Source organism: Synechococcales cyanobacterium CNB, assembly GCA_030263455.1.
Classification (GTDB): Bacteria; Planctomycetota; Phycisphaerae; order Phycisphaerales; family UBA1924; genus CAADGN01.
Window position 1 is genome coordinate 110,849 of record SZOZ01000002.1, and the last position, 24,544, is coordinate 135,392.

The window sequence follows — 24,544 nt, forward strand, 5'->3', positions numbered from 1 at the left end:
CGCGAATCCCGCATTCCGCGCTGGAACAGTACCCCTCCGTGTGCGACAATCTCCTGGCACACTGTTCAGCCTTTCGTATCGGAGAGATTCATCATGCGTGCAACGATCCTCGGCTTCGTCGTGCTCACACTGGTCACGGGAGCGGAACCCTGCCCCGCCTCGGACGATGCGGGTGCGCCCGGCCCGTTCCCCGCCGGCCGCACGCGCGTGACCGTCACGCGCCCGGACGCCACGACCTTCACGGCGTTGCTCTACTACCCGTCGACCGCGGCCGGCAACAACACGCCGTTCGATCCTTCCGGCGCTCCGTACCAAGCCGTCTCGTTCGGGCATGGATTCCTCCAGCAGCCGACGATGTACGACTCGACGCTTCGGCACCTCGCCACGCACGGTTACTTTGCGATCGCCACCGAGTCGTACACGGGCTTCTCGCCTAATCACTCGAAGTACGCCGACGACCTGCTCTACTGCCTCACGTGGCTCGAAACCGCGAGCGCCGACCCGAACTCGCCGTACCACACCGCGCTCGATATCGACGCCGGATACGGACTCTCCGGGCACTCGATGGGCGGCGGCGCGAGCATCCTCGCCGCGGGACGCGATGCACGCGTTCGCGCGTTGGCGAACCTCGCCGCGGCCGAGACATCACCAAGCGCAATCGCCGTGATGGACGATCTCACCATCCCCATCTCGCTCATCGCCGGCTCGCAGGACGCCATCACCCCGCCCGGGCAGCACCAGATTCCCATGTACAACGCCGGCAACGCGCCCAAGCAACTGCCGATGATCATCGGCGGCTCGCACTGCGGCTTCATGGACTCTTCCGTGATCTTCTGCGACAGCGGCTCACTCCCGCGCGCCCAGCAGCTCGAGCTCACGCGTCGTTTGCTGGTCGAGTTCTTCGACCTCAACCTCAGGTCGGATCAGTCGCGGTGGAAGGTCGTCTGGGGACCGGACGCGGGCACGGATCCTCGCGTCTCGCTCACGCACGAGAGCGGCATCACCGTCGCGCCGGACGCGCCGGAGGTGTTCATTCGCGCCGGGACGGACACACCCGTCCCATTCACGGTGACGAACTCGGGGCATCTCCCGGCCTCGCTCCTGCCCGGTGTTGAAGACTCCCCGTGGCCCGCTGCCGCCGACCCGGTGCAGACGGCTGAACTCGCGCCAGCCCAGAGCGAACAGGTTCACGCCGTGTTCTCTCCCCCCCCCGACGCCGCGGGCCAGAGCGCCGAAGTCCTGCTCGCCTCACGCTGGATGCGCGACCCCGGCACGCGAGGCTGGGGCACGATCACCGTCACCGTCCGCTGCCCGTCGGACTGGAACCTCGACGGCGATGTGAACACGCTCGACTTCATCGCCTTCCTCAACCAGTGGTCCGACGGGCACCCGGACGCCGACTTCAACGGCGACGGCATCGTGAATACTGCCGACCTTCTGGCGTATCTCAACGCCTACAACGAAGGCTGCTGAGAGGGCACATCCTCTGCCGCGCTACCCTTCCCCGCCCGGGCGGGTAGCTCAGTTGGCCAGAGCATTCGCCTTACACGCGAAGGGTCCCGGGTTCGAGTCCCGGCCCGCCCATTCACCCGTCGCCACGCGCGGAGGCCGCCGCTGAACGCCCTCGACCTCGCCTATCTCCTCGTCGCCGGCGCGACCGCCCCGTGGTGGGCACGCAAAGCCAGGGGCGGCTGGCGCGAGCGCTTCGCCCGCGACCTCCCCCCCCCCCGCGGCGACGCCTCGCGCCCCCGCGTGCTCGTCCACGCCGTCTCCGTCGGCGAGGTCAACGCCGTCCGCGAGTTCGTCCCCCTGCTCGCCGAGCGGGCCGAGGTCGTGGTCGCGGCCTCGACCGACACGGGCATCGCCCGCGCCCGCGAACTCTTCGCCGACCGACACCTCGTGGTGCGATACCCGCTGGATGCCTCGGGCGCGGTGCGTCGCTTTCTCGACGCGGTGCGGCCGGACGCTGTCGCTCTCGTCGAGCTGGAACTCTGGCCGAACTTCGTGCGCGAGTGCGTCGGGCGCGGCATCCCCATCGGCGTCGTGAACGGGCGGCTGAGCGACCGCTCGTTCCGGGGCTACCGGCGCATCCGCCCGTTCATCGGCGCGAGTTTCCGCGCGCTCGCTTTCGCGTGTGTGCAGGACGAGACCTACGCGGAGCGTTTCCGCGCGATGGGCACGCCACCGGAGCGCGTGCACGTCACCGGCTCGATGAAGTTCGACTCGGCCCGCGTCGGCGAGCCGGAAGGAGCGGGCGCCCTCGCGCGCGAGCTGGGCATCGACCGCGCTCGCCCGCTCATCGTCGCGGGCAGCACCGGACCCGGGGAGGAAGCCCTGCTCCGCTCGGCGTGCGAGCGAGCGTTCCACGGGGAACACGTCCAACTCCTGTGCGCGCCGCGCAAGCCGGAACGCTTCGACGAGGCCGCGGCCGCGCTGCCGGGATGCGTGCGCCGTTCGCAGCCCGGCGCGCGCACGGAGACGCCCCCGCGCTGGTATCTCCTCGACACCATCGGCGAACTCCGCTCGGCCTACGCGCTGGCCGACCTCGTCGTCGTCGGTCGCTCGTTCTTCGACCTGTACGGCTCGGACCCGCTCGAACCGGCCGCGCTCGGCAAGCCCGTGCTGATCGGCCAGCGCGTGGACGACTTCCGCTCCGTGGTCGAGACGCTCGACCATGCCGGGGCCATTGTGCGCACCGACCGCGCCCGGGTCAGCGCGGACCTGGCCGCCCTTCTCAACGACGCGGAGCGTCGGGCCGAACTGGGCCGCCGCGCCCTCGCCTGCGTCGAAGCCAACCGCGGGGCGAGCCGACGGAACGCCGGGTTGGTCGCGGAGGCGGTCGGGGTCTAGGATTCCGGCTTGGCTGCGCGGGCGAACCCCGCTGACGGCCCCCGAGGGCGTAGCTCAGTTGGTAGAGCAGCGGACTTTTAATCCGCGGGTCCAGGGTTCGAGTCCCTGCGCCCTCATTCGGAAGAGTCCCGAGTCAATCGTGCCACCCTGCATTCCGAGTCGTAAGCCGCGCCAATGTTGATCGTTCATGGAGTGTGGGCGGGTGGTTCGGTTCGGCTGTGGGCGGAGTCGGCCCGGCTGTGGCCGCTCAGAGCCGCGGCATCGGACTCGGCCCATCCGTTCGCTGCTGCTGCCGATGAACTCGCCCGCCTGCTCCCCGCCGCGTCGCCCGAGCCGCTGCGGGTCCTGCTGCCCTCCCTCGACAGCATGCCCGAACCCAGCCCGCGCCTGGCGCACGCGGTCGGGCATGAGAGCGAGGAATCGGGCTTCGGGTTGCGGGCGTTCGAAGTGGCCGCACTGCGCCTGCCAGCCGATCGTGTCGAGGACGTGCTGGAACGGCTTGCCGCGCGCGAGGCGGGGGAGGGGCTGGTCCCCGGCGAATCGGTCGAGTGGTTCGCGGCGACGGTTCGCTTTGCGCGCCACTTGCGCGCCCAGGAGCGTTTCGTCCCGATGTTGCTCCAAGACTCGAACGGCGCGTTGCGGGCGTCATGGTCGCCCTGGCTGGCTGACGAGCAGGCGTCGTCGCGTGCTGTTGCGCTCGCCCGCGCCATGCCGCCCGCGGCACGGTGCGCCGAGGCGGAGCAGCACCTGGGCGCGTGGGGCGTGCTCGAGGCCCTGCTCGGTTCGCTGACCGACGCGGCCTGTCGGCGGACCCTGGTGCGCGAATCCATGGCCGAGACGCTCGACGGGACCGACCGCGGCGACCCTCAGGCCGCCTGGCTCGACGGCCTGCTCGGAGAGTCATCCGCCGTCGCGGTCGCCGTCACGGTTCGGGCGGAGGTCGTGCGCCGCGTGCGGACGTGGGTCGGCGCTCTCGACGAGCGCGGCACGGTCGGCGAGTGGCGGCTCTGCCTGCGCCTCGAAGAACCGATGGAGAGCTCACTCCTCGACGACATGCGCGCCCCGCCGGAGAGCGTCGAGTGGAGGCTGGGCTTCGCGCTCCGATCGGCCGAGGACGAGCGCATCTCGATCGAGGCGGAGGACGTCTGGCTGCTGCCCACCGAGTCGGTCACGGTGGAAGGCCGACGCGTGGACGGTGTGCGCGAGCTGCTGCTGGGCGAACTCGGGCGGGCCTCGCGGCTCTACCGCCCCATCGAACGCGCCCTCGAGGACAGTGAACCAGTTGAACTGCGCCTCACGACCTCGCAGGCGTACCAGTTCCTGCGCGAGGTCGCGCCGATCCTCCGTGAACAGGGCTTCGGCGTCGTCGCCCCGGACTGGTGGGAGTCCCCTGCGATGCGCCTGGGTGCACGGATGCGCCTCACCGGCGGCCAGCCGCGCAACGGTGACCGGGCATCGCCCTCTCCGGCGGGTCCGGCCGCGCTCGGGCTGGGCGCGCTCGTGCACTACGAGTGGGAGATATCCGTCGGCGACCGCACGCTCTCGCTGCACGAGTTCGAACGCCTGGCTCGCGAGCGGTCCCCGCTGCTGCGCGTCGGCGGCCGCTGGGTCGAGGTTCGCCCGGAGGACGTCGAGGCCGCCATCCGTTTCATCCGCGAGAATCCCGGCGGCGAAACGTCGCTCGGCGATGCCCTCCGCCTCGCCTACGCCTCGGACACGCGCCGCACGGGGCTGAACATCGTCGGGCTGGAAGCCGAGGGCTGGCTCGGCGCGCTCCTCGGCGGCGAGAGCGAGCGGCGCACGCTGCCGACCCTCACGACGCCGGAAACTTTCCACGGCGTGCTGCGCCCCTACCAGCAGCGCGGCCTGGCATGGCTCTCGTTCATGGAGTCGCACGGGTTCGGCATCTGCCTTGCCGACGACATGGGCCTGGGCAAGACCATCCAGTTGCTCGCGCTGTTGGCGCACGAGAGGGAAGTGAGCAGGCCGAAGGAAGAAAGGGGAGAGGCCGCCGAGACGCCCGCGTCGCCAGAAGCGGCCGAGCCGATCGGACCGACGCTGCTCGTGGTTCCCATGTCCGTCGTCGGCAACTGGGTCCGCGAGGCGCGCCGGTTCTGCCCCTCGCTGCGCGTGCTGCTGCACCACGGCCTCGACCGCCTGACCGGCGCGGCCCTGCACGAGAAGGCCCTTGCGAGCGACGTCGTGGTGACGACGTACGCGCTCGCGCACCGCGACCGCGAGCAACTCGAGTGCATCGGGTGGCGCCGCGTCGTGCTGGACGAGGCGCAGTACGTGAAGAACCCGCAGTCCAAGCAGGCGCAGGCCGTGCGGGCCTTCGAGTCGCCGCGACGGGCCGCCCTCACCGGCACGCCGGTCGAGAACCGGCTCAGCGAACTGTGGTCGATCATGGACTTCCTCAACCCCGGCTACCTTGGCGGCGCATCCTCGTTCCGTCGGCAGTTCGGCGTCCCCATCGAGCGATACCACGACCACGCCCGCGGCGAGAAGCTCCGCTCGCTGATCCGTCCGTTTGTTCTTCGCCGGCTGAAGACCGATCCCTCGATCATCGCCGACCTGCCCGACAAGCTCGAAAGCCGCGAGTTCAGCCATCTCACCCGCGAGCAGGCCGAGATGTACCGCGAGTGCGTCGCGCGCATGATGGGCGAGGTCGAGCGTGCCGAGGGCATCCACCGCCGCGGCCTCGTGCTCGCCGCGCTCGTCAAGCTCAAGCAGATCTGCAACCACCCCGCGCAGGCCCTCAAGGACCACGACTTCGCGGGGGCCGCGCCGCCCGACCCGTCGCGCTCGGGCAAGTGCGTGCGCCTGCTCGAAATGCTCGACGAGACGCTCGCCGCCGGCGACCGGTCGCTCGTCTTCACGCAGTTCCGCCAGATGGGGCACCTGCTCGCGCTCATGCTCCGGCACGAGCTCGACCGCGACGTTCTCTTCCTGCACGGCGGGACCACGCAGAAGCAGCGCGAGGCGATGATCGAGCAGTTCCACGAGCCGGGCGGGCGGCACCCGATCATGATCCTCAGCCTCAAGGCCGGGGGCGTCGGCCTCAACCTGACCGCCGCCACCCACGTCTTCCACTTCGACCGCTGGTGGAACCCGGCCGTCGAGCAGCAGGCCACCGACCGCGCCTTCCGGATCGGCCAGACCCGCACCGTGCAGGTCCACAAGTTCGTCGTGCGCGGCACGCTCGAAGAGCGCATCGACGAGATGATCGAGGCCAAGACCGAGCTCGCGGAGCGCATCGTCGGCTCGGGCGAACGCTGGCTCACCGAGCTTTCGACGGACGACCTGCGCGGCATTCTTACGCTGCGCGACGAGGCCGTGGGAGTGGACGAATGAAGCAGGACAAGATAATGGACAGTGGACCGTTGACAGTGGACATGGAGAATGCCGCAGAAGGCGAGAGGAGTTGACCGTGTCGAACTTCCATCGGGGCGGCAGGCCGCGGGCGAGCGTGCCCTCGGTGCATCCGAGAAGGGTGCGCGGCGGCGTGCGCCCCGTCTTCCGCGACCCGGCCAACCCCGGCGGCTGGCTCGGGCGGTCGTGGAGCGCGCTCATGCAGGCGGTGGCGGGCGAGGACGCGCTGGCCGAGGGGCTGGACTACGCCAAGCGGGGCCAGACGCGGAAGATCGACGTCGAGGGGGGGGCGGTGCGCGGGCTGGTGCAGGGTCGATCCGAGTCGGCGTACTCGACCACCGTCGCCCTCGAACGATTCACCGTCGAGCGCTGGGAGGCGGTCGTGGCTGCGCTCGCGGAGCAGGCGATGTTCTCCGCCAAGCTCCTCGCCGGCGAACTGCCCGAGAGCGTCGGCGCGACGCTCCGCGGCGTGGGCGCGCCTCTCGAACCCGCCGGCCCCGATGACGTGCGCACGGACTGCACCTGCGGCGGCGGGCGCTGGTGCAAGCACGCCTGCTGCCTCGTGTATCTCCTCGCCGACCGCCTCGAACGCGAGCCGACGCTCGCCTTCACGCTGCGCGGGCTTCCCGCGGACGAAGTCATGGAGCGCGTCCGCCAGCGCAGGCAGACCACCGAGGGGGGGGGAGCGCCGATGCCGGCCTACGCCGCCCACGTCCCCGGCTCGGCCGAGGCCCAGGGCGGCCCGTTGGACGCCTGCATCGACCGCTTCTGGGAGGCCGGCGCGGGCGTGGACGAGCTCGAGTTCGCCCTCGAGCCTCCCGCCGTGAGCCATCCGCTGCTGCGCCGCCTCGGCGCCAGCCCCTTCCGCGAGAGCCGCTTCCCCATGGTCGGCCTGCTCGCCACCTGCTACGAGATCATCGGTGCGGATGCCCGCGGCGAACGCGCGGAGACCGAAACCGACGCGCACAACGGAGACGCTCAGCGAGCGGACTGAACGCCCGCGAACATGTCGGCGAACTTTCGGGCGGTGCGCTTCTTCCACGAGCCGCGGTGGAAGGCGTCGCTGGCGAGGAGCGGGAAGAGCGAGGAGATTTCGCCGTAGACCATCTGCTCGTGGACGACGTCCACCTTGCCCCACGAGCAGGCCTCGCGGAGCGTGGAGCCGGAGAGCGCGCCGTCGCGGGAGTCGGCGACGGTGATCTGCACGGCGTACTTGTGCATGGCGATGCCGCCGCGGGCCGAGCCGCCCCGGGCCTCGTCGAGCAGCTCCGCGGCGACGACGATGTCCTGCGCGAAGTTTTTGGGCACGCCGCCGCCGAGCATGAGCAGCCCGGTGTCGCCCGCGGCCAGCTTGATGTCCGTGAGTTCGCGGAAGTCGCGGCCCGAGTCGAACGTGACCATCGGGCGGCCCGCCGCGGCGCGCTCGGTCTGGTGCAGGACGATGCCGAACCCGGCAGAGCAGTCGCTGAAAGCCGGGCAGAAGACCGGCACACGCTTGCGGTGGCACTCGAGCACGAACGACTCATTGTCGCGGTGATGCCGGGCGAGGTACGCCCCCATCGCGTCGACCAGTTCTCGGCTGGAGTACGCCCCCGGCTCGAGCGAGTCGAAGATGCGCCGCGTCGCGTCGTCGCAGGCACGGAGTTCGTCCTCGTCGATGTAGGTGTCGTAGATGCGGTCGATCATCAGGTCGCGGAGCGTGCGGTCGTCCACCGGCGGGGCCTCGGGCGAGCCGGGCGCGATGTAGTGCCGGCAGCCGAGGCCCTCGAAGAAGTCCTGATCGACGACGTTCGCCCCGGTGGAGACGATCGCGTCCACCATGTTGTGCCGGACGAGCGTGATGATCGCCTTCTTCAGCCCGGCCGAGACGAGCGATCCGGCCAGGGTGAGGATGACGGCACAGCCCGTGTCCGCCAGCATGCGGTCGTAGACGTCGGCGGCCTGCGCGAGCGTGCGCGCGGAGAACGCCATCGAGCGGTAGGCGTCGATCACGGGCCGGGCGTCGAACGCGGTGACGTCCACGTGCTCGACGGGTCGGGAGAGCAGGTCGGCCTTGGTCCAGGTCTTGGCGATCATGGGACTCCCCTCTCGTGCGTGCGGCGTGGCCGCGGCACGGGTGCGTGCGTCCGCCCGGCCCCCCTGGCGGCGTCGCGTGCGTGCGGCCCCGGGGGTGGCGGGGCGGCGACGAGTGCCAACTATAGGGACCGCGCCGCCGTGGAGGAGACTGACGCCGTGGACCCGAAGCCCCGGCCGAACGAGGAACGGTACTTCGACATCCTCCGCCGAATGGCACCACAGCAACGTCTCGACAAGGCCTTCGAGTTGACGGAACCCAGCCGCAGCTTCACGCTCGCGGGCCAGTGTGCGAGTCACCCCCGGGAGACGGACGCGGAACAGAGCCGAATGCCGGCAAGGAGACCGATGCGACGTCAGAGGTAGACCTGCTGTGGCTCGCGATCGACGACGTGGATCACTCGAGGTAGGTGTACCCCTCCATCCCCACGTCGTAGAACTTCAGCAGGCTCTGGCCCTCGGCGACGCTCAGTTTCCCGGCCTTCACGGCCCGCTCCACATCGCGGCGCATCGCGCGCACGAGGTCCTCCGAGTCGTACTGCACGTAGGCCAGCACTTCCTTGACCGTGTCGCCCTCGATGATCTCGTCGATGTTCCAGTCGCCGACACCCGGCGAGTCGTCGAACGACACGTGCACCACGTGCGTGTCGCCGTAGAGATTGTGCAGGTCGCCCAGCACCTCCTGGTACGCCCCGAGCAGGAACATGCCCAGGTAGTACGGCTCGCCGGGGCGCAGGTCGTGCAGTTCCAGCGTGGGCTTGGAGATCTCGCGCTTGTCGATGAACCGATCCACCTGCCCGTCCGAGTCGCACGTGATGTCCGCCAGCACGCCGCGGCGTGTCGGCTCCTCGTCCAGCCGATGGATCGGGCAGATCGGGAACAACTGGTCGATGGCCCAGTGGTCCGGCAGGCTCTGGAAGATGGACAGGTTCACGTAGTAGATGTCGCTCAGCACGCGCGGCAGGTCGCTCAACTCGTCCGGCAGCTCACCCTTGCGCGACGCGAGCGCCAGCGCCTTGCGGCCGATCGCCCAGAAGAGCCGCTCCGTGGCCGAGCGCATCGGCAGGCTCATGTACCCGAGGTTGAAGAGGCTCATCGCCTCGTCCACCGCCTGCACCGCGTCGTGGTAGACCTCGACGAGGTTCACGCGCGGCAGCCCGAGGGCCTCGTGCGCGTCGATCAGTTCCAGCACGGGCTGCGGGCGCTCGTCCTCTTCCTCCATGAGCCGCTTGATCTCACCCACGTCCGCGTCCACGGGGAACTGGCTGCTCCCGAGCACGTCCACCAGAAGGATCGACGAGTGGGCCACCATCGCCCGGCCCGACTCGGACAGGATGCGCGGGTGCGGGACGTCCGCCGCGTCGCACGCGCTCTTGACGCGGTAGACGATGTCGGCCGCGTACTCCGCCACGGTGTAGTTCACGCTCGAATGGCTCGCGGACTGCGACCCGTCGTAGTCGATGCCCATGCCGCCGCCGACGTCGATCGTGTCCAGCCCCGCGCCGAGTTCCTTGAGTTCGCAGTAGATGTGCGCCAGTTCGTTGACGGCGGCCTTGATGGAGCGAATGTCCCCCACCTGGCTTCCGATGTGGAAGTGCAGCATGTTCAGGCAGTCCGCCATCCCGTGCCGCTCGAGGAACGCAAGCGCGTCGAGCAACTCGGTCACCGTCAGCCCGAACTTCGAGCGCATCCCCGCCGACGACTCCCACCGCCCGACGCCCTTGGCCGAGGGTTTGACCCGCACGCCGATCCGCGGGCGGACCTTGTAGCGTTCCGCGTGCTTCACGATCAGTTCGAGGTCGCTGAACCGCTCGACGACCGGGATGACGTGCCGCCCGAGCTTGGTCGCGAGGATGACGGTCTCGATGAACTCCGAGTCCTTGAACCCGTTGCAGACGACAGGCATCTCCGGCCGGTTCTCGGTCAGGCCGAGCACGGCCAGGAGTTCGGGCTTGCTGCCCGCCTCGAACCCGAAGCCGAGCGAGGCGGCGGCATCGCGGACTTCCTCGCAGAGCGGCCGCTGCTGGTTCACCTTGATCGGATAGACGCACGAGTACGTGCCTTGGTAGCCGTGGTCGCGGATCGCCGCGTCGAAGGCCTCGCGGATCTCGCGGAGGCGGTGCCGAAGCAGGTCGCCGCAGCGGATGATGACCGGCGTGCCGATCTCCCGCTCGCGCAGCCCTTCCAGCACCTCGTAAAGGTCGATCTGTCGCGCCGGGTTGCGGTCCGGCAGCACGGCGAGGTGTCCGCGTTCATTGATCGTGAAGTAGCCGCTGCTCCAGTCCCGGATGCCGTAGAGACGGATCGCGTCCTCGACCGTCCAAGGCGTCTGGGGCGTCGTGCCGGACTTTGGCGCAGCAGGGCGGGTGGGCGGATTCTCGGCCGCATTGTCGGGCCGCGGCGAGTCCGGCGTTCGCTCGCCTGCGCGAACGGACGACCGCGACGAGGGCGTGATTCGCGTCATGGGTGGGTCTCGGGCGTGGCCCCGGCATGGCGACACGCGCCCCCGGGAACGGTGCGACGGCCCGCGCGTGCTCGTCCCGGCCACCGGCCCGGCAACCGCCCACCCACGGGCAAGCCACCGAACGCCACCGGGAGAATCGCGGCCCGCCAAAGTATTCCATACTTCGACCGATCGGGCAATGCGGCAGGCCATGCTTGTTTGGGGAGCACCCGGGGATGCGGCGGACCTGCCGACCGCTTGCCTCCCAGTCTCGCCCCGGGCTAGCGTTGCGTGACCAATCCCGGGGGGGACGGGTCGAGCGTGACGCTGGAACAGAGCGTTCGTAGGACCGGCCGCGGCCGTTCTGCCACGCGGGGTGAAGGCACGCCTCGGCATCGTCACGTCATGCCCACAAGAAACGAACTTCGAGCGACCGACACGGTCGTTCGGACTTGGCGTGCCGCGTTGTGTTGACGCCGCACGCACGGTCGCCCCGTGTCGCTGAAGTGAAGAAGGAGGCCGAGATGCGACGAGTGATGCTGATCGCGGGTCTGGCGCTTGCCTACGGGCACGCCTTTGCCGACGACATGTTCCCGCCCCCGTGGCGGGGCCAACCCGGCACCGTCACCGCCGGCTGGGACTTCTGGGGCGCGGAAGGCCCGGGGCCACGGAGCATCCTGCCGGGCTTCTACTCCGCGAACCCCGGCGGACTGCCGGACCTCAAGGCCTTGGCGTCCATCGACAGCAACGTCTACGCGCACAACGCGCTCTTCGGGCGGCAGAGCGTGCTGGAGATCGGGCCGAACGGCCTGCCGGGCGACCTCGGCTTCGGCCTGCGCAACTACGCGGGCTACACACAGCTCAAGGTCCGGGCGCAGATCACCTACTACCAGGGCTTCGGCACCCCGATGGACTTCGGCATCGGCGGCATCCCGGACGATCCGCCGTGGCAGTGGCCCGACTTCATCGACGCCGTCGCCTCGGAAACCTATGTGCACACCGACGGCTGGGTGACGGCGATGTACGAGTACACGCTCGACAGTTCGCCGACGTTCCACGGCTTCGGCGTCATCTTCACCGAGTACCCGGCCTACGTGGACCAGGTCTGGATCGACACCCTCGCGATCCCGTCCCCCGCGGGCTTGGCCCTGCTCTCGCTCGCGGGCTGGACAGCCAGCGCCCGCCGGCGCGAGCGACCCACGGGCTGAGATCGCCGGCATGAGCGCGGACCCCCGACGTCGCCGAGAACCGACGCCGACGGGAAGAGAGGAGAGCGCGCGCCGACAGGCGCACGCAGGAGGGGTGTCGGCTCCCGTGCATGCACCGGGAGCCGACGCTGTTATACGAATCACACCTTTGGCTCGTGCGTGGTGTAGGAGCAGGCGCAGACGGATCGGAGGCGTTGCGGCGTGAGCCGTTGCCAGGCTTCGGCGCCGGCGTCGAGGAGGTGGTCGTAGTCGTCGTAGGCCCGGTTGCTCAGGAAGTGGGCGCGGAGGTACGCCCACAGGCGTTCGATCGGGTTGAGTTCGGGCGAGTACGGCGGCAGGAGCAGGATCAGCGCGGTGGTCGGCAGTCGCTGGTGCCACCCGCCCGCGCGCAGATTCGGATAGTCCACCACCCCCGCACCGGCGACCGCGACGAACACGCCCGCGATCGCCCGCCCCCACCGCCGCCGGGTGCGCCGCAGCCGGCGTGCCGACGCGATCGCCGCCCCGCATTCCGGGCAGCGTGTGCGACCGTCGCTTTCGACGGACACGCCGCCCATGTCGTACCAGCACCTCGGGCACCTCAGCCGCCCCGCGACCGGTCGCCGAGGATCGACCACGCCGCGAGGGTCACGCCCGCCAGCAGGGTCAGCCCCCCGAAGACCCAGTACGGCCAGTCGCCCATCAGGGCCTCCACGAGACAACGAGCGGAACACAGCGCTCACGGAGTGGAACGCACGGCACACAGAGCGGGAGCATGGATCAGAACATCCGATCCCGCTTTCCTCTCTACCCGCTTGTACCCCTCCGCGACCTCCGGGTTCGATCGGAAGTGCCCGGGGTACGTCCCTCGTTCACGCCGCCACGCCGGACTCCTCCAGCACGCGGCCGGCGTACTCGTGCATCGCGTCGCGGAGCTGCTCGAAGCTCTCCAGCACGTAGAGGATCGGCTGGTAGTGGTCGATCTCGAAGGGCGTGTCGCACACGCGGTCGAGGTCGAACGGGCGGCGGTCAACGTCCGCGCTGTGCAGAGCGTGCGGGCTTTCGCCGACGCTCGATATCAGGCCCGAGCCGTAGAGCTTCACGCGGCCGCCCTCGCGGATCAGCCCGAACTCGACCGTGAACCAGAAGAGCCGCGCCAGCCGCTCGACGTGGTACGGGTCTTCGCAGTGCAGCGCGGCCCTGCCGTAGGTCTGCAGAAAGTCCGCGAAAACCGGGTCGGCGTGCAGGGGCACGTGCCCGAAGACGTCGTGGAAGATGTCCGGCTCGGGCAGATAGTCCAGCAGCTCGCGGGGGCGGATGGTCACGGTCGTCGGGAACTCGCGCCGCGAGAGGCACGCGAAGAACGCCTTGGCGGGCAGGTACCCCGGCACCGGGCGGCTCTGCCAGCCGGTGAGGGCGCGGAGTTTCGCGTTCACCTCCGAGATGCGCGGCACGAACTCGCGGTCGAAGCCCAGCAGGCGCATCCCGTTCAGGAAGACGTCCGATGCCTGCTCCTCGAGCGTCTCGAGCCGGCGCTTCACCAGCGTCGCCCAGACGGCGTGGTCCTCGGGCGTGTAGCGGTCCCACCGCTGTGTGCAGTAGAAGCGTTCGGGGTCGATCCGCTCGGCGGGCAGGTCCGAGGCCTCGTCGGCGGCCGCCTGCGCCCGCGCGAACTCGTCCCCGTCGATCACCAGGTTGTACCGGATGTCGGCCCGCATCGTCGCCTCCTTGCCCCGGAATCGACTGCGAAAGTCTATCACGATGCCGCGAAGCAGGCCCATGCCTCCGCCTCAGTGATGGCCTGCTCCGGCGCGATCGAGACCTCCGGCGGCTCGCCCGCGCGCCGCCGCGCCGTCGCCGCGAGGATGCTGTCCGACGGGTCCGGGCGGACGATCGGCGTGTCCGAGCCGAAGAGCAGCAGCCGACCCGGCTCGCACCCCGCATCGATCAACTCGCGCAGCGGCAGCACGCGGTCCAGCCGGTGGGGCAGCAGACGACGCAGCGCCTCCACGTCGGTCAGCAGGTGGCACGGCTGCACGCTGCACGCCACGCCGAGCCGGGCGAACCGAGGCACGTCGGCGGCATCGACGATCTCGGCGTGTTCGACGCGAACGCGGCACGCGCGCGGCCGCACTCGCTCCACCGCGTCCAGCACCGACCGCACCGCGCCGTCCCCGATCGCGTGCGCCGCCAGCCCGACGCCCAACCCTCCGCACAGGCCGATCGCCGCCTCGATCTCCGCGGCCGTCATCATCGGTGTGCCGCGCGGATGGTGCGGCAGCGGATCGGCGAACGGGTGGAGCATGGACGCCGTGCGCGAGTTCAGCGTGCCGTCGGTGAAGACCTTGCCCCCCGCCAGCCGCACACGGTCGGACTCCCACGCACGCCGCCCTGCCGCCACGCCGGGGAGGTCGCTCGCCAGCGGGTACAGATGCACTCGCAGCGGCAACCTGCCCTCACGGTCGAGATCGGCGAGCATCGGCCCGAGCCACGGCTGAGACTTCAGGTCGTGCACCTCGACGAACCCGAGCGAGGCGAGGTCGGCGAGCGCACGCTCCAAGTACTCGCGGCTCTCGGCGAGCGTTGGCTCGGGCACCACGGACCACGTCCGCAGTGCGGCCGCTTCGAGCAGTTCGCCCGACGGCCTCCCCGCCCGATCGCGGACGACCACGCCCCCTGGCGGGTCGGGCGTGCTCGCATCGAAGCCGACGGCCCGAAGCGAGAACGAGTTCACCATCACCGCGTGGTAGTCGAAGCACCACGCGAGCACGGGGCGGTCGGGAATGGCTGCATCAAGGTCCGCGAGCGTGGGCCATCCTCGCTCGGGCCAGGATTCGGGCCGTGCCCCCGTGCCGAGCAGCCACGCGCCGGGCGCGAGCGTGCCGGCCGCGACCCGAAGCCGTTCGAGTGCATCGGCGGCCGACCGAGCCTCGGCGAGTTGCACCATCGAGGCCGCACGGCCGTGGGCGACGAGGTGGGCGTGGGCTTCGCGGAGGTTCGTCATCGTGTGCCCCGTCGGGCGAGTTCGTCCAAGATGGCGAGGGCGTCGTCCGCATCGGCGGCCCTTCGCGGGAACGCGACGCGGATGACGCCGAAGCGGGCGCGTGCGTCAAGCCCGTCGGGATCGACTCCCAAGGCAACGGGGCGCTCGGGTCGCGTGTGCGTCGAGGCGGCGCAGATGTCCGCCAGGCGCGACGGGTCGGCGTTCAGGGCGCGGCAGACCCGCGACTGATCCGCGGCAAGCGGATTCGGCGCGGCGAACACGGCCGAGTCGTAAACCATGCCCGCCATGCGCGCGCTCTCCACCGTCGCCAGCCGCCAGCGCGCGTAGGAAGGATCGCCGTGGTACGCCCGCCATCGCTCGATCAGGCCGGCGTCGCGTTCGCCCGTCTCGACGAGCGAGAGCAGGGCTTCGAGCGACGGGGCACGCTCGTCGGGAAGGTGCAGGACATGGTCGTGGGCTTCGAGCGCGTCGGTGGGCAGCGGCATGAGCAGCCGACCAGAGCGCGGGTCGATCACGAACCGCACGCCCAGGGCACGGTCGCCATAGACCAGCACACCCGCGGTGAAGGCCCGCAGGCAGGCGAGGGCATCGGTCGGCGTGGGACCGAGGTCGTGCATGGCTGAGATTGTCCGCCGCGGAGGGCGAGCGTGCCAGCCCGGTGGTGCTGGGCAAAAAAGCACGCGGGACCGGGCGAACCCGACCCCGCGGCGATTGGTGGCGCTCCGTACGGGCCGGGCGAACGCTCACCCGGCTGAGAGAGATCGATCCTCGGGGGGCCCGAACGATGCGAGCCCCTGGGGATCACATCGCGGCAGCGGCGGCCTTCTTGCGGCGGGCCTTCTTGCGGCGGCCGCCCTTCTTCGCGGCCTTCTTGGCGGCCTTCTTGCGGCCGCCCTTCTTCGCGGCCTTGCGGCGAGTCGCCTTCTTGCGGGTCGCTTTCTTCCTTGCAGCTTTCTTCTTGGCCATGTGGGCCTCCTCGGTACGGGTCGAACGTGGAGTTGCTTCTGTCTCGTGCGAAGCGCCACACACTCCTGATCGACGTTCGTCCTTGTATCGGGCCGCTCACCCGGCGTGCTTGAGTCGCGGCCCAGCCATATCCACCACGGAGCGCGCACCACACACGCATCCACGCCGGGTCGCGGTAGTGTGACGGCCTGTCAAGCGCTTTGCAAGTCCCAGCGAGCAACTTTCTCCGACTCGCGGGGACGCACCGCCGCTGCGTCGAGTGCGGCGCCCTCTCTCGGATCGCTTCGCTCGTACGCCGCGCTGCAACCGTTTTCGTGCTTGTTTTTCCGTTCGTTTTTGCGTCATGCGCGTTCGGTCCGTCTGCTCCCGCGGCGTCTTCCGCGAGCGGAGAAAAGGTACGCTGACATACCGCGAAAAATTTTCACGCACACGTGTGGACAACTCACGCCGGCTCTCGCTTTGTGCCGCTCGACAGCGCGTTCTCTCAGCGTCGATCGATATCCACAGAGGCATCGTCCGCAAACCCGTCATGCACCGTCGAACGCATGCGACCGCGCTCGCACTCTCTCGCCACGATCGCCACGATCAATGTCGCGATGCGCCCTCGCACGAACAACCGCACCGTCGAGGGATGGCCGCAGGATCGCCGCAGTACGGCGCAGGTTCCCCCCACGATCGCGTCAGAACGGCGTTCACGGCACCCCTATCGGACTCGCACGTTCGCACCGCCCCGCTACACTCCCCGCTCGCAGTCGTCGCACGCGCCAACCCGCAGCCGGCGTGCGCGTCTGGAAAAAGGAACCGACTATGACGGCCTCGATCTCCACCCGGATGCTCGCGTGCGGCATGCCGCTCATCGTCGAGACCATTCCGGGCGTGCGCTCCGCGGCCCTCGCCTGGCTCCTGCCCGCCGGTTCAGCCACCGATCCCGCCCACCTCGAGGGACGATCGACGCTCGTTTCAGAACTCCTGCTCCGGGGCGCGGGCGACCTCGGTTCGCGCGAGCAGGCCGATGCCTTCGACCGCCTCGGCGTCAACCGCTCCACTTCCGTCGGCACCTACTCCCTGACCATCTCGGCCACGCTGCTTGGGAACCGCCTCCCCGAGGCCTTGCCGCTCATCGTGGACATGGTCCGCCGTCCGCGATTCGACCCCACCGCGCTCGAACCCGTCCGCGACCTCGCGCTCCAGTCGCTCGACAGTCTGCGCGACGACCCCCCGGAGCGTGCGTCGATCCTCGCCAAGGCACGCCATCTCCCCGTCCCGATCAACCGCTCCGGACTCGGCACCGAGGAGGGCCTCGGTTCGTGCACGATCGAGGACATCGCGGAGTCGTGGCACGCGCTGGCGCGACCGGGCCGCTCGATTCTCGCGCTGGCCGGCGCGGTGGACGCCGACGCCGCCGCACGCGCCCTCGACGCCCTTCTCGCCGACTGGGCGGGCACGACGCCCGAACCCGTGCTCGGCCCGCCGCCGCCGCGCGGCTACGCCCACGAACCGGACGAGAGCTCGCAGGTGCAGGTGATCGTCGCCCATGACGCTCCGCCGGAGCGTGACACGAACTCGACCGCCGAGCGTGTCGTGAACGCCGTCCTCTCCGCCGGGATGTCCTCGCGCCTCTTCACCGAGGTCCGCGAGAAGCGGGGGCTGTGCTACTCCGTCAGCGCGGGATACACACCCGCCCGCGACCACGGCATCGTCTCGGCCTACGTCGGCACCATGCCCGACCGCGCTCAGCACTCCCTCGAAGTGCTGCTGGCCGAGATGCGCCGCATCAACACTCCCGACGGACGGATCACGCGAGAGGAGTTCGACCGCGCCATCGTGGGCATGAAATCCCGGCTGATCTTCTCCGGCGAGTCCACCTCCGCCCGGGCAGGCGCGCTCGCCACCGACTACCACAAGCTCGGCCGCGCCAGGAGCCTCGCCGAGATGGCCGCCGAGATCGACCGCCTCACCCTCGACGGCGTGAACGCTTACCTGTCACGCCGATCGCTCGGGCGGCTCACCATCCAGACGCTCGGCCCGGCGCCGCTCGTTGCACCGGACGGCGCGGCGTGATCGATCGTATCGAGGGACCGGGGAAACAGGCATCAAGGAGGTCGGGGCGAAGCCAACTCTCCGGAACCGGGCTTTGCAGGCCCCGACTTCATACACTCCCCTCCCATGCGCGATCTGCCCCGCGCCCATCCCTGGCACTACGTGCTGCTCGCGGGGCTGCTCGTCGTGCTCGGCGCATTCCTTGTCCATCCCATCCTGCTGACCGTCCGGGGCGGCTTCGCCGCCGACCCGGCCACCGGGCGCGGCTTCACGCTCGACCACCTCCGCCTTGTTTTTCTCGACCCTTCGCTGATGGCGGGGCTGGGCAACTCGTTCCTGGTCGCCGTCTGTACGACGCTCGTGTGCGTGGCGATCGCCCTGCCCCTTGCGGTCGCGGGCGCGAACTACCGCTTCCCCTTCAAGCCCGCCCTCAACGCCATGATCCTCGTGCCGTTGATCCTGCCGCCGTTCGTCGGGGCGATCGGCCTGCGGGCGTTGCTGGGGCGCGAGGGAGCGATCAACGCCATGCTCGGCACCGAGTGGGACGTGCTGGGCGAGGGCCGCTTCTGGGGCGTCGTCATCGCCGAGGCGCTGCACCTCTATCCCATCATCTACCTGAACGCCGCGGCCGCGCTCGCCAACCTCGACCCCGCCCTCGACGAAGCCGCCGAGAACCTCGGGGCTGGGCCGTGGCGGCGGTTCTTCCGCGTCACGCTGCCGCTGATCCGCCCCGGCCTCTTCGCCGGCGGCACGATCGTCTTCATCTGGTCCTTCACGGAACTCGGCACGCCGCTGATGTTCGATTACTACACCGTCACGCCGGTGCAGGTCTTCTTCGGCCTCAAGGAGGTTGAGAACTCCGCCCAGCCCTACGCCCTGACCGTCGTGCTGCTCGCGTCGTCGGTGCTGCTCTATGTACTCGGGCGGGTCGCCTTCGGGCGGCGAGGCCACGCGATGTACGCCAAGGCCTCGCGGGCCGGCGGTGAGACCGTCCTGAGCGGGCCGGGCGGCTGGGCGGTCACGCTTGGCTTCGCGGCTGTCACGCTCGTCGCCGTCCTGCCTCACCTCGGCGTCATCTTCACCAGCCTCAGCATGCCCGGGCGGTGGTACGGCACGATCCTGCCGACGGAGTTCACGCTATCGCATTATGGGGCAGCACTCGGAGACGAGGCGGCTTCCACCAGCATCCGCAACAGCCTCGTGCTCTCGCTGGCTGCGATGGGGCTGGACCTGCTGCTCGGCCTTGTCGTCGCGTACCTCGTGGTGCGGACGAGTGTTCGCGGCCGAAACGTGCTGGACGCGCTCTGCATGTTGCCGCTCGCGGTCCCGGGGCTGGTGATGGCGTTCGGCTACGTTGCCATGACACTCGCGTGGCCCTTCGGCCGCCCGCTCTCGCTCCTGTGGCTCGGCGTGGAGGTTCCGCCGCTGCTCTCGGGCACGCTCGACGTGCTCGGCCCCGACCCCAACCCGTTCCCGCTGCTGGTCATCGCCTATGCCGTGCGCCGCCTGCCGTACATCGTGCGGGCGACCGTCGCGGGGCTGGAGCAGACCTCCGGCGAACTGGAGGACGCCGCCGTCAACCTCGGCGCGTCGCGCCTGACGGCCGTGCGCAAGGTCATTGTTCCGCTCATCATGGCGAACCTCATCGCGGGCGGACTTCTGGTCTTCAGTTTCTCGATGCTCGAGGTGAGCGACTCGCTGATCCTCGCCCAGAAGGCGGAGCACTACCCCATCACCAAGCAGATTTTCGCCTTTACCGAGACGCTCGGCACGGGCCAGTACGTCGCCAGCGCGATGGGCGTGTGGGGGATGGCGCTGCTGACGGTCACGCTCGTCGGCGCGTCCGCGCTGCTCGGCAAGAAACTCGGATCGATCTTCAGGGTGTGAGGGTGGACGGGGAATGCCGAAGGGGGTGCCGTGGAGGTTCGTCGGTCGAGTTCGGCGGGGATGTGGCTGGCCGAGGCCGAGGCGTTCCTGCGCGAGCGAGAGGCCGAGTCGAGCCTTCCGCTCGGGCTGGCGATGGCAGCCCGGGATACCGCCGAGGCTCGGGCCGCGACAACGGGCTGGACAGTCCGCGACGGGAGCGGGGTCGCGGGGTGCGCGTTCCTTCCCACGTCGGCCGTGCTGGTGCTCTCGCACGCGACAGCCGACGCGATCGACTCGCTCGCGTCGGCGGCCGCAGAGTCGGCCGACGTGAGCATCACCGGCGCGGTCGGGCCTGAGCACGCGGCCGAGCGTTTCGCCGCCGAGTTCGCCCGCCGTCGCGGCGTGGCCTGGCGCCGGCACTGGGCGCTCATCCTGCATCGGCTCGGCGAACTCGTGCCGCCGCCCGCCACCGCGGGGCGCACGCGCCCGGCGACGCTCGACGACGCCGCGACCATCGCCGAGTGGATCGTCGCCTTCCACCGCGATACCGGCTCGCTCGTGCGGCCGATGGACCCGCGCGCACAGGCAGAACGCTCGATCAACTCGGGAAGGCTGTATGTCCATGAGCAGCGGGGCGTGCCCGTCTCGCTCGCGGGCTGGTCGCGGCCCACCGGGCGGACCTGCTCGATCAATCTCGTCTACACGCCGATCGAATCACGCCGCCGGGGATACGCACGCACGATCACCGCACTCGTGGCGCGCGAGCTGGCGGCCCGCGGCACGCGGGACATCCTGCTCTTCACCAACGAGGCCGAGCCGGGGCCGAACGCTCTCTACCGCTCGCTCGGCTTCGCGCCTCTCGCGCGGTTCCTCGAAGTCGTCTTCGAGCCGTGAGCAGCACCCCTTGTCGTGCCCTACGAGAAGGCATCGGACCGCGGCCGCGCTTCTACACTTCCGCATGGTCGCCCGCGGTCCCGACCCATCCCCCCCCTCGCGCCCTCGTCTCGCGGTGAGCATGGGCGATCCCGGCGGCATCGGGCCGGAGGTGCTCGTCAAGGCGCTCGCGGACACGCGCGTGCGTGCTCTCGCCCGGTTCGTCATCCACGGCGCGGCGGACGCGATGCACGAGGCAGCGCAGGCCGCGGGCGTCGAGCCGTTCTGGTGGGAGGCGCGCCGCGGCTCGCCCCTCGTCGAGACCGCGCGCGCGCACGAAGTCGTTCTGATCGACGACCGCGACGAGGGCCGCACCGGCTACCCCCGCGCCCCGAACCGCGTCGCCGGCGAACTCTCGTTCCGCTGGGTCGAGGACGCGATCGCCTCCGCGCGCCTGCCCGGGGGCGACCCGATGCACGCCGACGCGATCGTGACCGGACCCATCAGCAAGGAGGCGTGGTCTCTCGCCGGGCGCGGCAAGTATCCGGGGCACACCGAGCTCCTCGCCACGCGGTTCGGCTCGAAGCGCCACGCCATGATGTTCGTCGGCCCGAGCCTGCGCGTCGTCCTCGCCACCGCGCACGTGCCGCTCATGGACCTGCGAAACATCCTCACCATCGGGCGCGTCTACGACGCCATCGATCTCGGGCACGACGCCTGCATCCGGCTCGGCGTCGCACGCCCGCGCGTCGCCGTGTGCGGCCTCAACCCGCACGCGGGCGAGCACGGCCTGCTCGGCGACGAAGAGGACCGTCTCATCACGCCCGCCGTCCGTATCGCCGCCGAGCAGGGTATGGACGTGCACGGCCCGTTCCCCGGCGACACCATCTTCAGCGCGGCCGTCGGCGCGCCGGGCCGACCGGCGAAGTACGACCTCGTCGTCGCCATGTACCACGACCAGGGCCTCATCCCGGTCAAACTCCTCTTCCGCGACGAGTCGGTGAACATCACGCTCGGCCTGCCCACCGTGCGGACCAGCCCGGACCACGGCACCGCGTTCGACATCGCCGGGAAGAACCGCGCCGACGCCGGCAGCATGAAGGCCGCCCTCCGCCTGGCCGCGCGGATGGCGAATGGGGAGCGAGATCAACGAACAGCGGGCGGCGAACAGCCGACTTCGCAGCCCGGGTGGCTTCAGAGGCCGTAACGACCCCTGCCCCACTGTTCGTTGTTCGTTTTTCGTTCTCCCCCGCCTAGACTCGCCGCCGGCCCCGGCGGGCGGGCAGACTCCGGGTGAGTGTGATGTCGTCATCAGGTCCAGCCAACGCGGTCGTGCGCGAGCGGCATCCGTTCGTCGAGATGCTGTTCGTCGCCACGCCCACTGTCGTGACCATGACCAGTTACACGGTCATGCAGTTCATTGACGGGCTGATGGTCAGCCGGATCGGTCCGGACCCGGTGTACGTCTCCGCGCAGGGCAACGGCGGCATGGCTGTCTGGCTCGTCGTCTCCATCGCGCTTGGCGCGATGGGCGTCATCAACACGTACGTCGCGCAGAACCTCGGCGCGGGCCGCCCCGAGCGTGGCTCGGCCTACGCCTGGAACGGGCTGTGGATGTCGGCGGCGTGGGCGCTGCTCATGGTCCCCTACGCCCTCTCGCTCCCCGCCATCTTCGGCGCGATGGGGCATGGCGACGAACTCCTGCGCCTCGAAACCCGGTACGCGCAGATCAACGTCTGGGGCGCGTTCTTCGTCCTCGGCTCGCGCTCGATCGCCCACTACTTCTACGGCCTGCACCGGCCGGGCGTGGTCATGGTCTCGGTGCTGGCCGCGAACGTCGTGAACGTCGCGCTCAACGCCCTGCTGATCTTCGGCACGGACGGCCCGCCCGCGTGGACGCCGCTCGCCGGCTTCTTCAGGTCCACGGCCGAGACGCTCGGCATCGCGCCCATGGGTGTTGCGGGCGCGGCCGTCGCCACCGTCATCGGCGCCTCGATCGAACTCCTCATCCCGCTCGCCGTCTTTCTCAGCCCGCGCATGAACCGCCGCTACGCGACCCGCTCGGCGTGGCGGCCGTCGTTGCGGCACGTGCGCGACGTGTGGCGCATCGGCTGGCCGGGCGGTCTCATGTTCGGCAACGAGATGATCTGCTGGGCATACCTCATGGCCGTCCTGCTCGGCAAGGGCGGGCAGGCGATGGGCGATCCGCCGGAAGTCCACAACACCGCCGGGTGGATCGCGCTGCGCTACATGCATCTCTCGTTCATGCCCGCTGTCGGCATCTCGATCGCCGTGACCGCTCTCGTGGGTCGGTGCATGGGGATGCGCCGGCCGGACCTGGCCGCGCGGCGCGCCTGGTTGGGCATGGGCGTCACAATGGCGTACATGGGCGCGTGCGCCCTCGGCTTCGTACTCTTCCGCGAAACGCTCGTGGGCGTCTTCGTCCCGGACGACATGCCGGCCGAGAAGGTCGAACGGCTGATCGCCGTCGGATCGTCGGTGATGATCGCCGCCGCGGTCTTCCAACTCTTCGACGCCATCGCCATCACCATGAGCGGCGCGCTCCGCGGCGCGGGCGACACCGTCTGGCCCGGCGTGGTCACCATCGTCCTTTCGTGGGTCTGCATCGTCGGCGGCGGGCATCTGGCCATCGCCCTCGTGCCGCACTGGGGGTCGATGGGGCCTTGGGTCGGGGCGTCGGCGTACATCATCCTTCTGGGCGTGTTCCTGCTCGCACGTTTCCTGGCCGGGAACTGGAAGCGGATCGACCTGCTGTCCCGCTCGGCCTCGGCAGGCGAGCCGGACCTGGCCGCGGCGGCAGAGGCCGTTGCCCCCGCCAGCCCAGGGCAGGCGTGATCCGACGCTCTTGAGCCTTGCGGGCCGGGTCCATAGAGTTCCGCTCGCCCGAAGAGGCGTTGGAGGCCCCATGCCGCACGACCCGCTCGACCTGGTGATCGGTGAGGAATCCGCGAAGCGAGACGCCGCGGCGGCCGCGAGGCACGCCGCCGCAGCCCGTGAAGCCGAGAAATCCGGCGACCGGCTTTCCGCCGTCACCGAGTACCGCAAGGCGGTCGCTGCGAACCCGGCGGACGCCGCCTCGGCCTTCAGTCTCGCCTACCTGCTGGACCAGATGGGGATGGACGACGAGGCCGTCGCCCTGTACGAGCGCATCTGCGAGACGCCCCCCGCGCCCGTCAACGCCCTGCTGAACCTCTCGATCCTGTACGAGGACAGGGGCGACTACACCCGGGCGGAGCGGTGCGTGCGGCAGGTGCTGGACACGAACCCGAACCATCCGCGTGCCCGCCTGTACATGAAGGACGTGCAGGCCAGCCGCGAGATGGTCGTCGAGGAGGAGCCGGACCGCGACGTCATCAAGAAGAAGGCGCTGCTCGACACGCCGGTCTCGGACTTCGAGCTCTCGGTGCGAGCGAGGACGTGCCTCAAGAAGATGAACATCCGCACGCTCGGCGACCTCATCAACTACACCGAGGCGGAGTTGATGTCGTACAAGAACTTCGGCGAGTCGAGCCTTGCCGAGATCAAGCGGATGCTCACCTCCAAGGGCTTGCGCCTGGGCCAGGGGCGCGAGGACGCACACCGCGCCGCCCGACGCCAGATGATGGACCAGTTGCGCGGCTCGGGGAAGGAGATGGTCCTCAACAAGCCCGTCTCCGACCTGCAGCTCTCTGTTCGCGCCCGCAAGGCGCTGCAGTTGCTCAACATCCAGACGCTCGGCGACCTCGCCAGCCACACCGAGGCCGAACTCATGGGCGTCAAGAACTTCGGCGCAACCTCGCTCACCGAAGTCAAGGAGCGCCTCGGGGAACTCGGACTCGGACTCCGCACGCTCGATCCGGCGTAACCCGA

At 70.0% G+C, this 24,544-nt stretch carries 17 protein-coding genes and 2 tRNA genes; 13 read left to right on the plus strand and 6 right to left on the minus strand.

Annotation, left to right across the window (positions count from 1 at the left end; all coding sequences use genetic code 11):
• The first annotated feature begins 93 nt into the window (after positions 1 to 93).
• The 6 genes from FBT69_02135 to FBT69_02160 all read left to right on the plus strand — a co-directional run bounded on the left by FBT69_02135 (position 94) and on the right by FBT69_02160 (position 7,216).
• A complete protein-coding gene (locus FBT69_02135; GenBank protein MDL1903598.1) occupies positions 94 to 1,473 on the plus strand; it encodes a hypothetical protein in 1,380 nt (459 codons plus the stop codon).
• A 37-nt stretch (positions 1,474 to 1,510) separates the two neighbouring features.
• A tRNA-Val gene (locus tag FBT69_02140) sits at positions 1,511 to 1,584 on the plus strand.
• Complete coding sequence (locus FBT69_02145) at positions 1,537 to 2,850, plus strand: 3-deoxy-D-manno-octulosonic acid transferase (GenBank protein MDL1903599.1); 1,314 nt, start codon at positions 1,537 to 1,539, stop codon at positions 2,848 to 2,850. Before FBT69_02140 ends, FBT69_02145 begins: the two co-directional genes overlap by 48 nt.
• 43 nt (positions 2,851 to 2,893) lie before the next feature.
• A tRNA-Lys gene (locus FBT69_02150) sits at positions 2,894 to 2,966 on the plus strand.
• A 58-nt stretch (positions 2,967 to 3,024) separates the two neighbouring features.
• Positions 3,025 to 6,204, plus strand: a complete 3,180-nt coding sequence (locus tag FBT69_02155) for a DEAD/DEAH box helicase (GenBank protein MDL1903600.1) — start codon at positions 3,025 to 3,027, stop codon at positions 6,202 to 6,204.
• Positions 6,205 to 6,280: 76 nt separating this feature from the next.
• Entirely contained in the window at positions 6,281 to 7,216 is a 936-nt protein-coding gene (locus FBT69_02160) for a hypothetical protein (GenBank protein MDL1903601.1), read from the plus strand.
• Here FBT69_02160 and FBT69_02165 read toward each other — a convergent pair.
• Together FBT69_02165 and speA are read right to left on the minus strand one after the other, a co-directional pair.
• A complete protein-coding gene (locus tag FBT69_02165; protein ID MDL1903602.1) occupies positions 7,201 to 8,298 on the minus strand; it encodes a deoxyhypusine synthase in 1,098 nt (365 codons plus the stop codon). The two genes, FBT69_02160 and FBT69_02165, sit on opposite strands and share 16 nt — an antisense overlap.
• Before the next feature lie 394 nt (positions 8,299 to 8,692).
• Positions 8,693 to 10,759, minus strand: coding sequence for a biosynthetic arginine decarboxylase (gene speA, locus FBT69_02170; protein ID MDL1903603.1), 2,067 nt, complete (start codon positions 10,757 to 10,759; stop codon positions 8,693 to 8,695).
• Positions 10,760 to 11,262: 503 nt separating this feature from the next.
• Here speA and FBT69_02175 point away from each other — a divergent pair.
• Positions 11,263 to 11,946, plus strand: a complete 684-nt coding sequence (locus tag FBT69_02175; GenBank protein ID MDL1903604.1) for a hypothetical protein — start codon at positions 11,263 to 11,265, stop codon at positions 11,944 to 11,946.
• A 140-nt stretch (positions 11,947 to 12,086) separates the two neighbouring features.
• Here FBT69_02175 and FBT69_02180 read toward each other — a convergent pair whose 3' ends face one another.
• The 4 genes from FBT69_02180 to FBT69_02195 form a co-directional block, all read right to left on the minus strand.
• Entirely contained in the window at positions 12,087 to 12,503 is a 417-nt protein-coding gene (locus FBT69_02180; GenBank protein ID MDL1903605.1) for a hypothetical protein, read from the minus strand.
• Between the two features lie 294 nt (positions 12,504 to 12,797).
• Positions 12,798 to 13,643 carry a phenylalanine 4-monooxygenase gene (locus FBT69_02185; protein ID MDL1903606.1) on the minus strand — a complete coding sequence of 282 codons (846 nt, stop codon included), beginning with the start codon at positions 13,641 to 13,643 and terminating at the stop codon, positions 12,798 to 12,800.
• A 38-nt stretch (positions 13,644 to 13,681) separates the two neighbouring features.
• A complete protein-coding gene (locus FBT69_02190) occupies positions 13,682 to 14,929 on the minus strand; it encodes a hypothetical protein (GenBank protein MDL1903607.1) in 1,248 nt (415 codons plus the stop codon).
• A complete protein-coding gene (locus FBT69_02195; GenBank protein MDL1903608.1) occupies positions 14,926 to 15,546 on the minus strand; it encodes a hypothetical protein in 621 nt (206 codons plus the stop codon). The genes FBT69_02190 and FBT69_02195 overlap by 4 nt, the downstream gene beginning before the upstream one ends.
• A 937-nt stretch (positions 15,547 to 16,483) precedes the next feature.
• On the opposite strand from FBT69_02195, the gene FBT69_02200 reads away from it, so the two are divergent.
• The 6 genes from FBT69_02200 to FBT69_02225 all read left to right on the plus strand — a co-directional run bounded on the left by FBT69_02200 (position 16,484) and on the right by FBT69_02225 (position 24,539).
• Entirely contained in the window at positions 16,484 to 17,956 is a 1,473-nt protein-coding gene (locus tag FBT69_02200; GenBank protein ID MDL1903609.1) for an insulinase family protein, read from the plus strand.
• 105 nt (positions 17,957 to 18,061) lie between these two features.
• Positions 18,062 to 19,822, plus strand: a complete 1,761-nt coding sequence (locus FBT69_02205) for an iron ABC transporter permease (GenBank protein ID MDL1903610.1) — start codon at positions 18,062 to 18,064, stop codon at positions 19,820 to 19,822.
• Between the two features lie 30 nt (positions 19,823 to 19,852).
• Positions 19,853 to 20,695: a hypothetical protein gene (locus tag FBT69_02210; GenBank protein MDL1903611.1), complete on the plus strand. Its 843-nt coding sequence runs from the start codon at positions 19,853 to 19,855 to the stop codon at positions 20,693 to 20,695.
• A gap of 64 nt (positions 20,696 to 20,759) precedes the next feature.
• Positions 20,760 to 21,881 carry a 4-hydroxythreonine-4-phosphate dehydrogenase PdxA gene (pdxA, locus tag FBT69_02215; GenBank protein ID MDL1903612.1) on the plus strand — a complete coding sequence of 374 codons (1,122 nt, stop codon included), beginning with the start codon at positions 20,760 to 20,762 and terminating at the stop codon, positions 21,879 to 21,881.
• A gap of 95 nt (positions 21,882 to 21,976) precedes the next feature.
• Positions 21,977 to 23,530, plus strand: a complete 1,554-nt coding sequence (locus FBT69_02220) for an MATE family efflux transporter (GenBank protein MDL1903613.1) — start codon at positions 21,977 to 21,979, stop codon at positions 23,528 to 23,530.
• A gap of 70 nt (positions 23,531 to 23,600) precedes the next feature.
• On the plus strand, positions 23,601 to 24,539 hold the full coding sequence (locus tag FBT69_02225; protein ID MDL1903614.1) for a tetratricopeptide repeat protein: 939 nt from the start codon (positions 23,601 to 23,603) through the stop codon (positions 24,537 to 24,539).
• Positions 24,540 to 24,544: the final 5 nt, after the last annotated feature.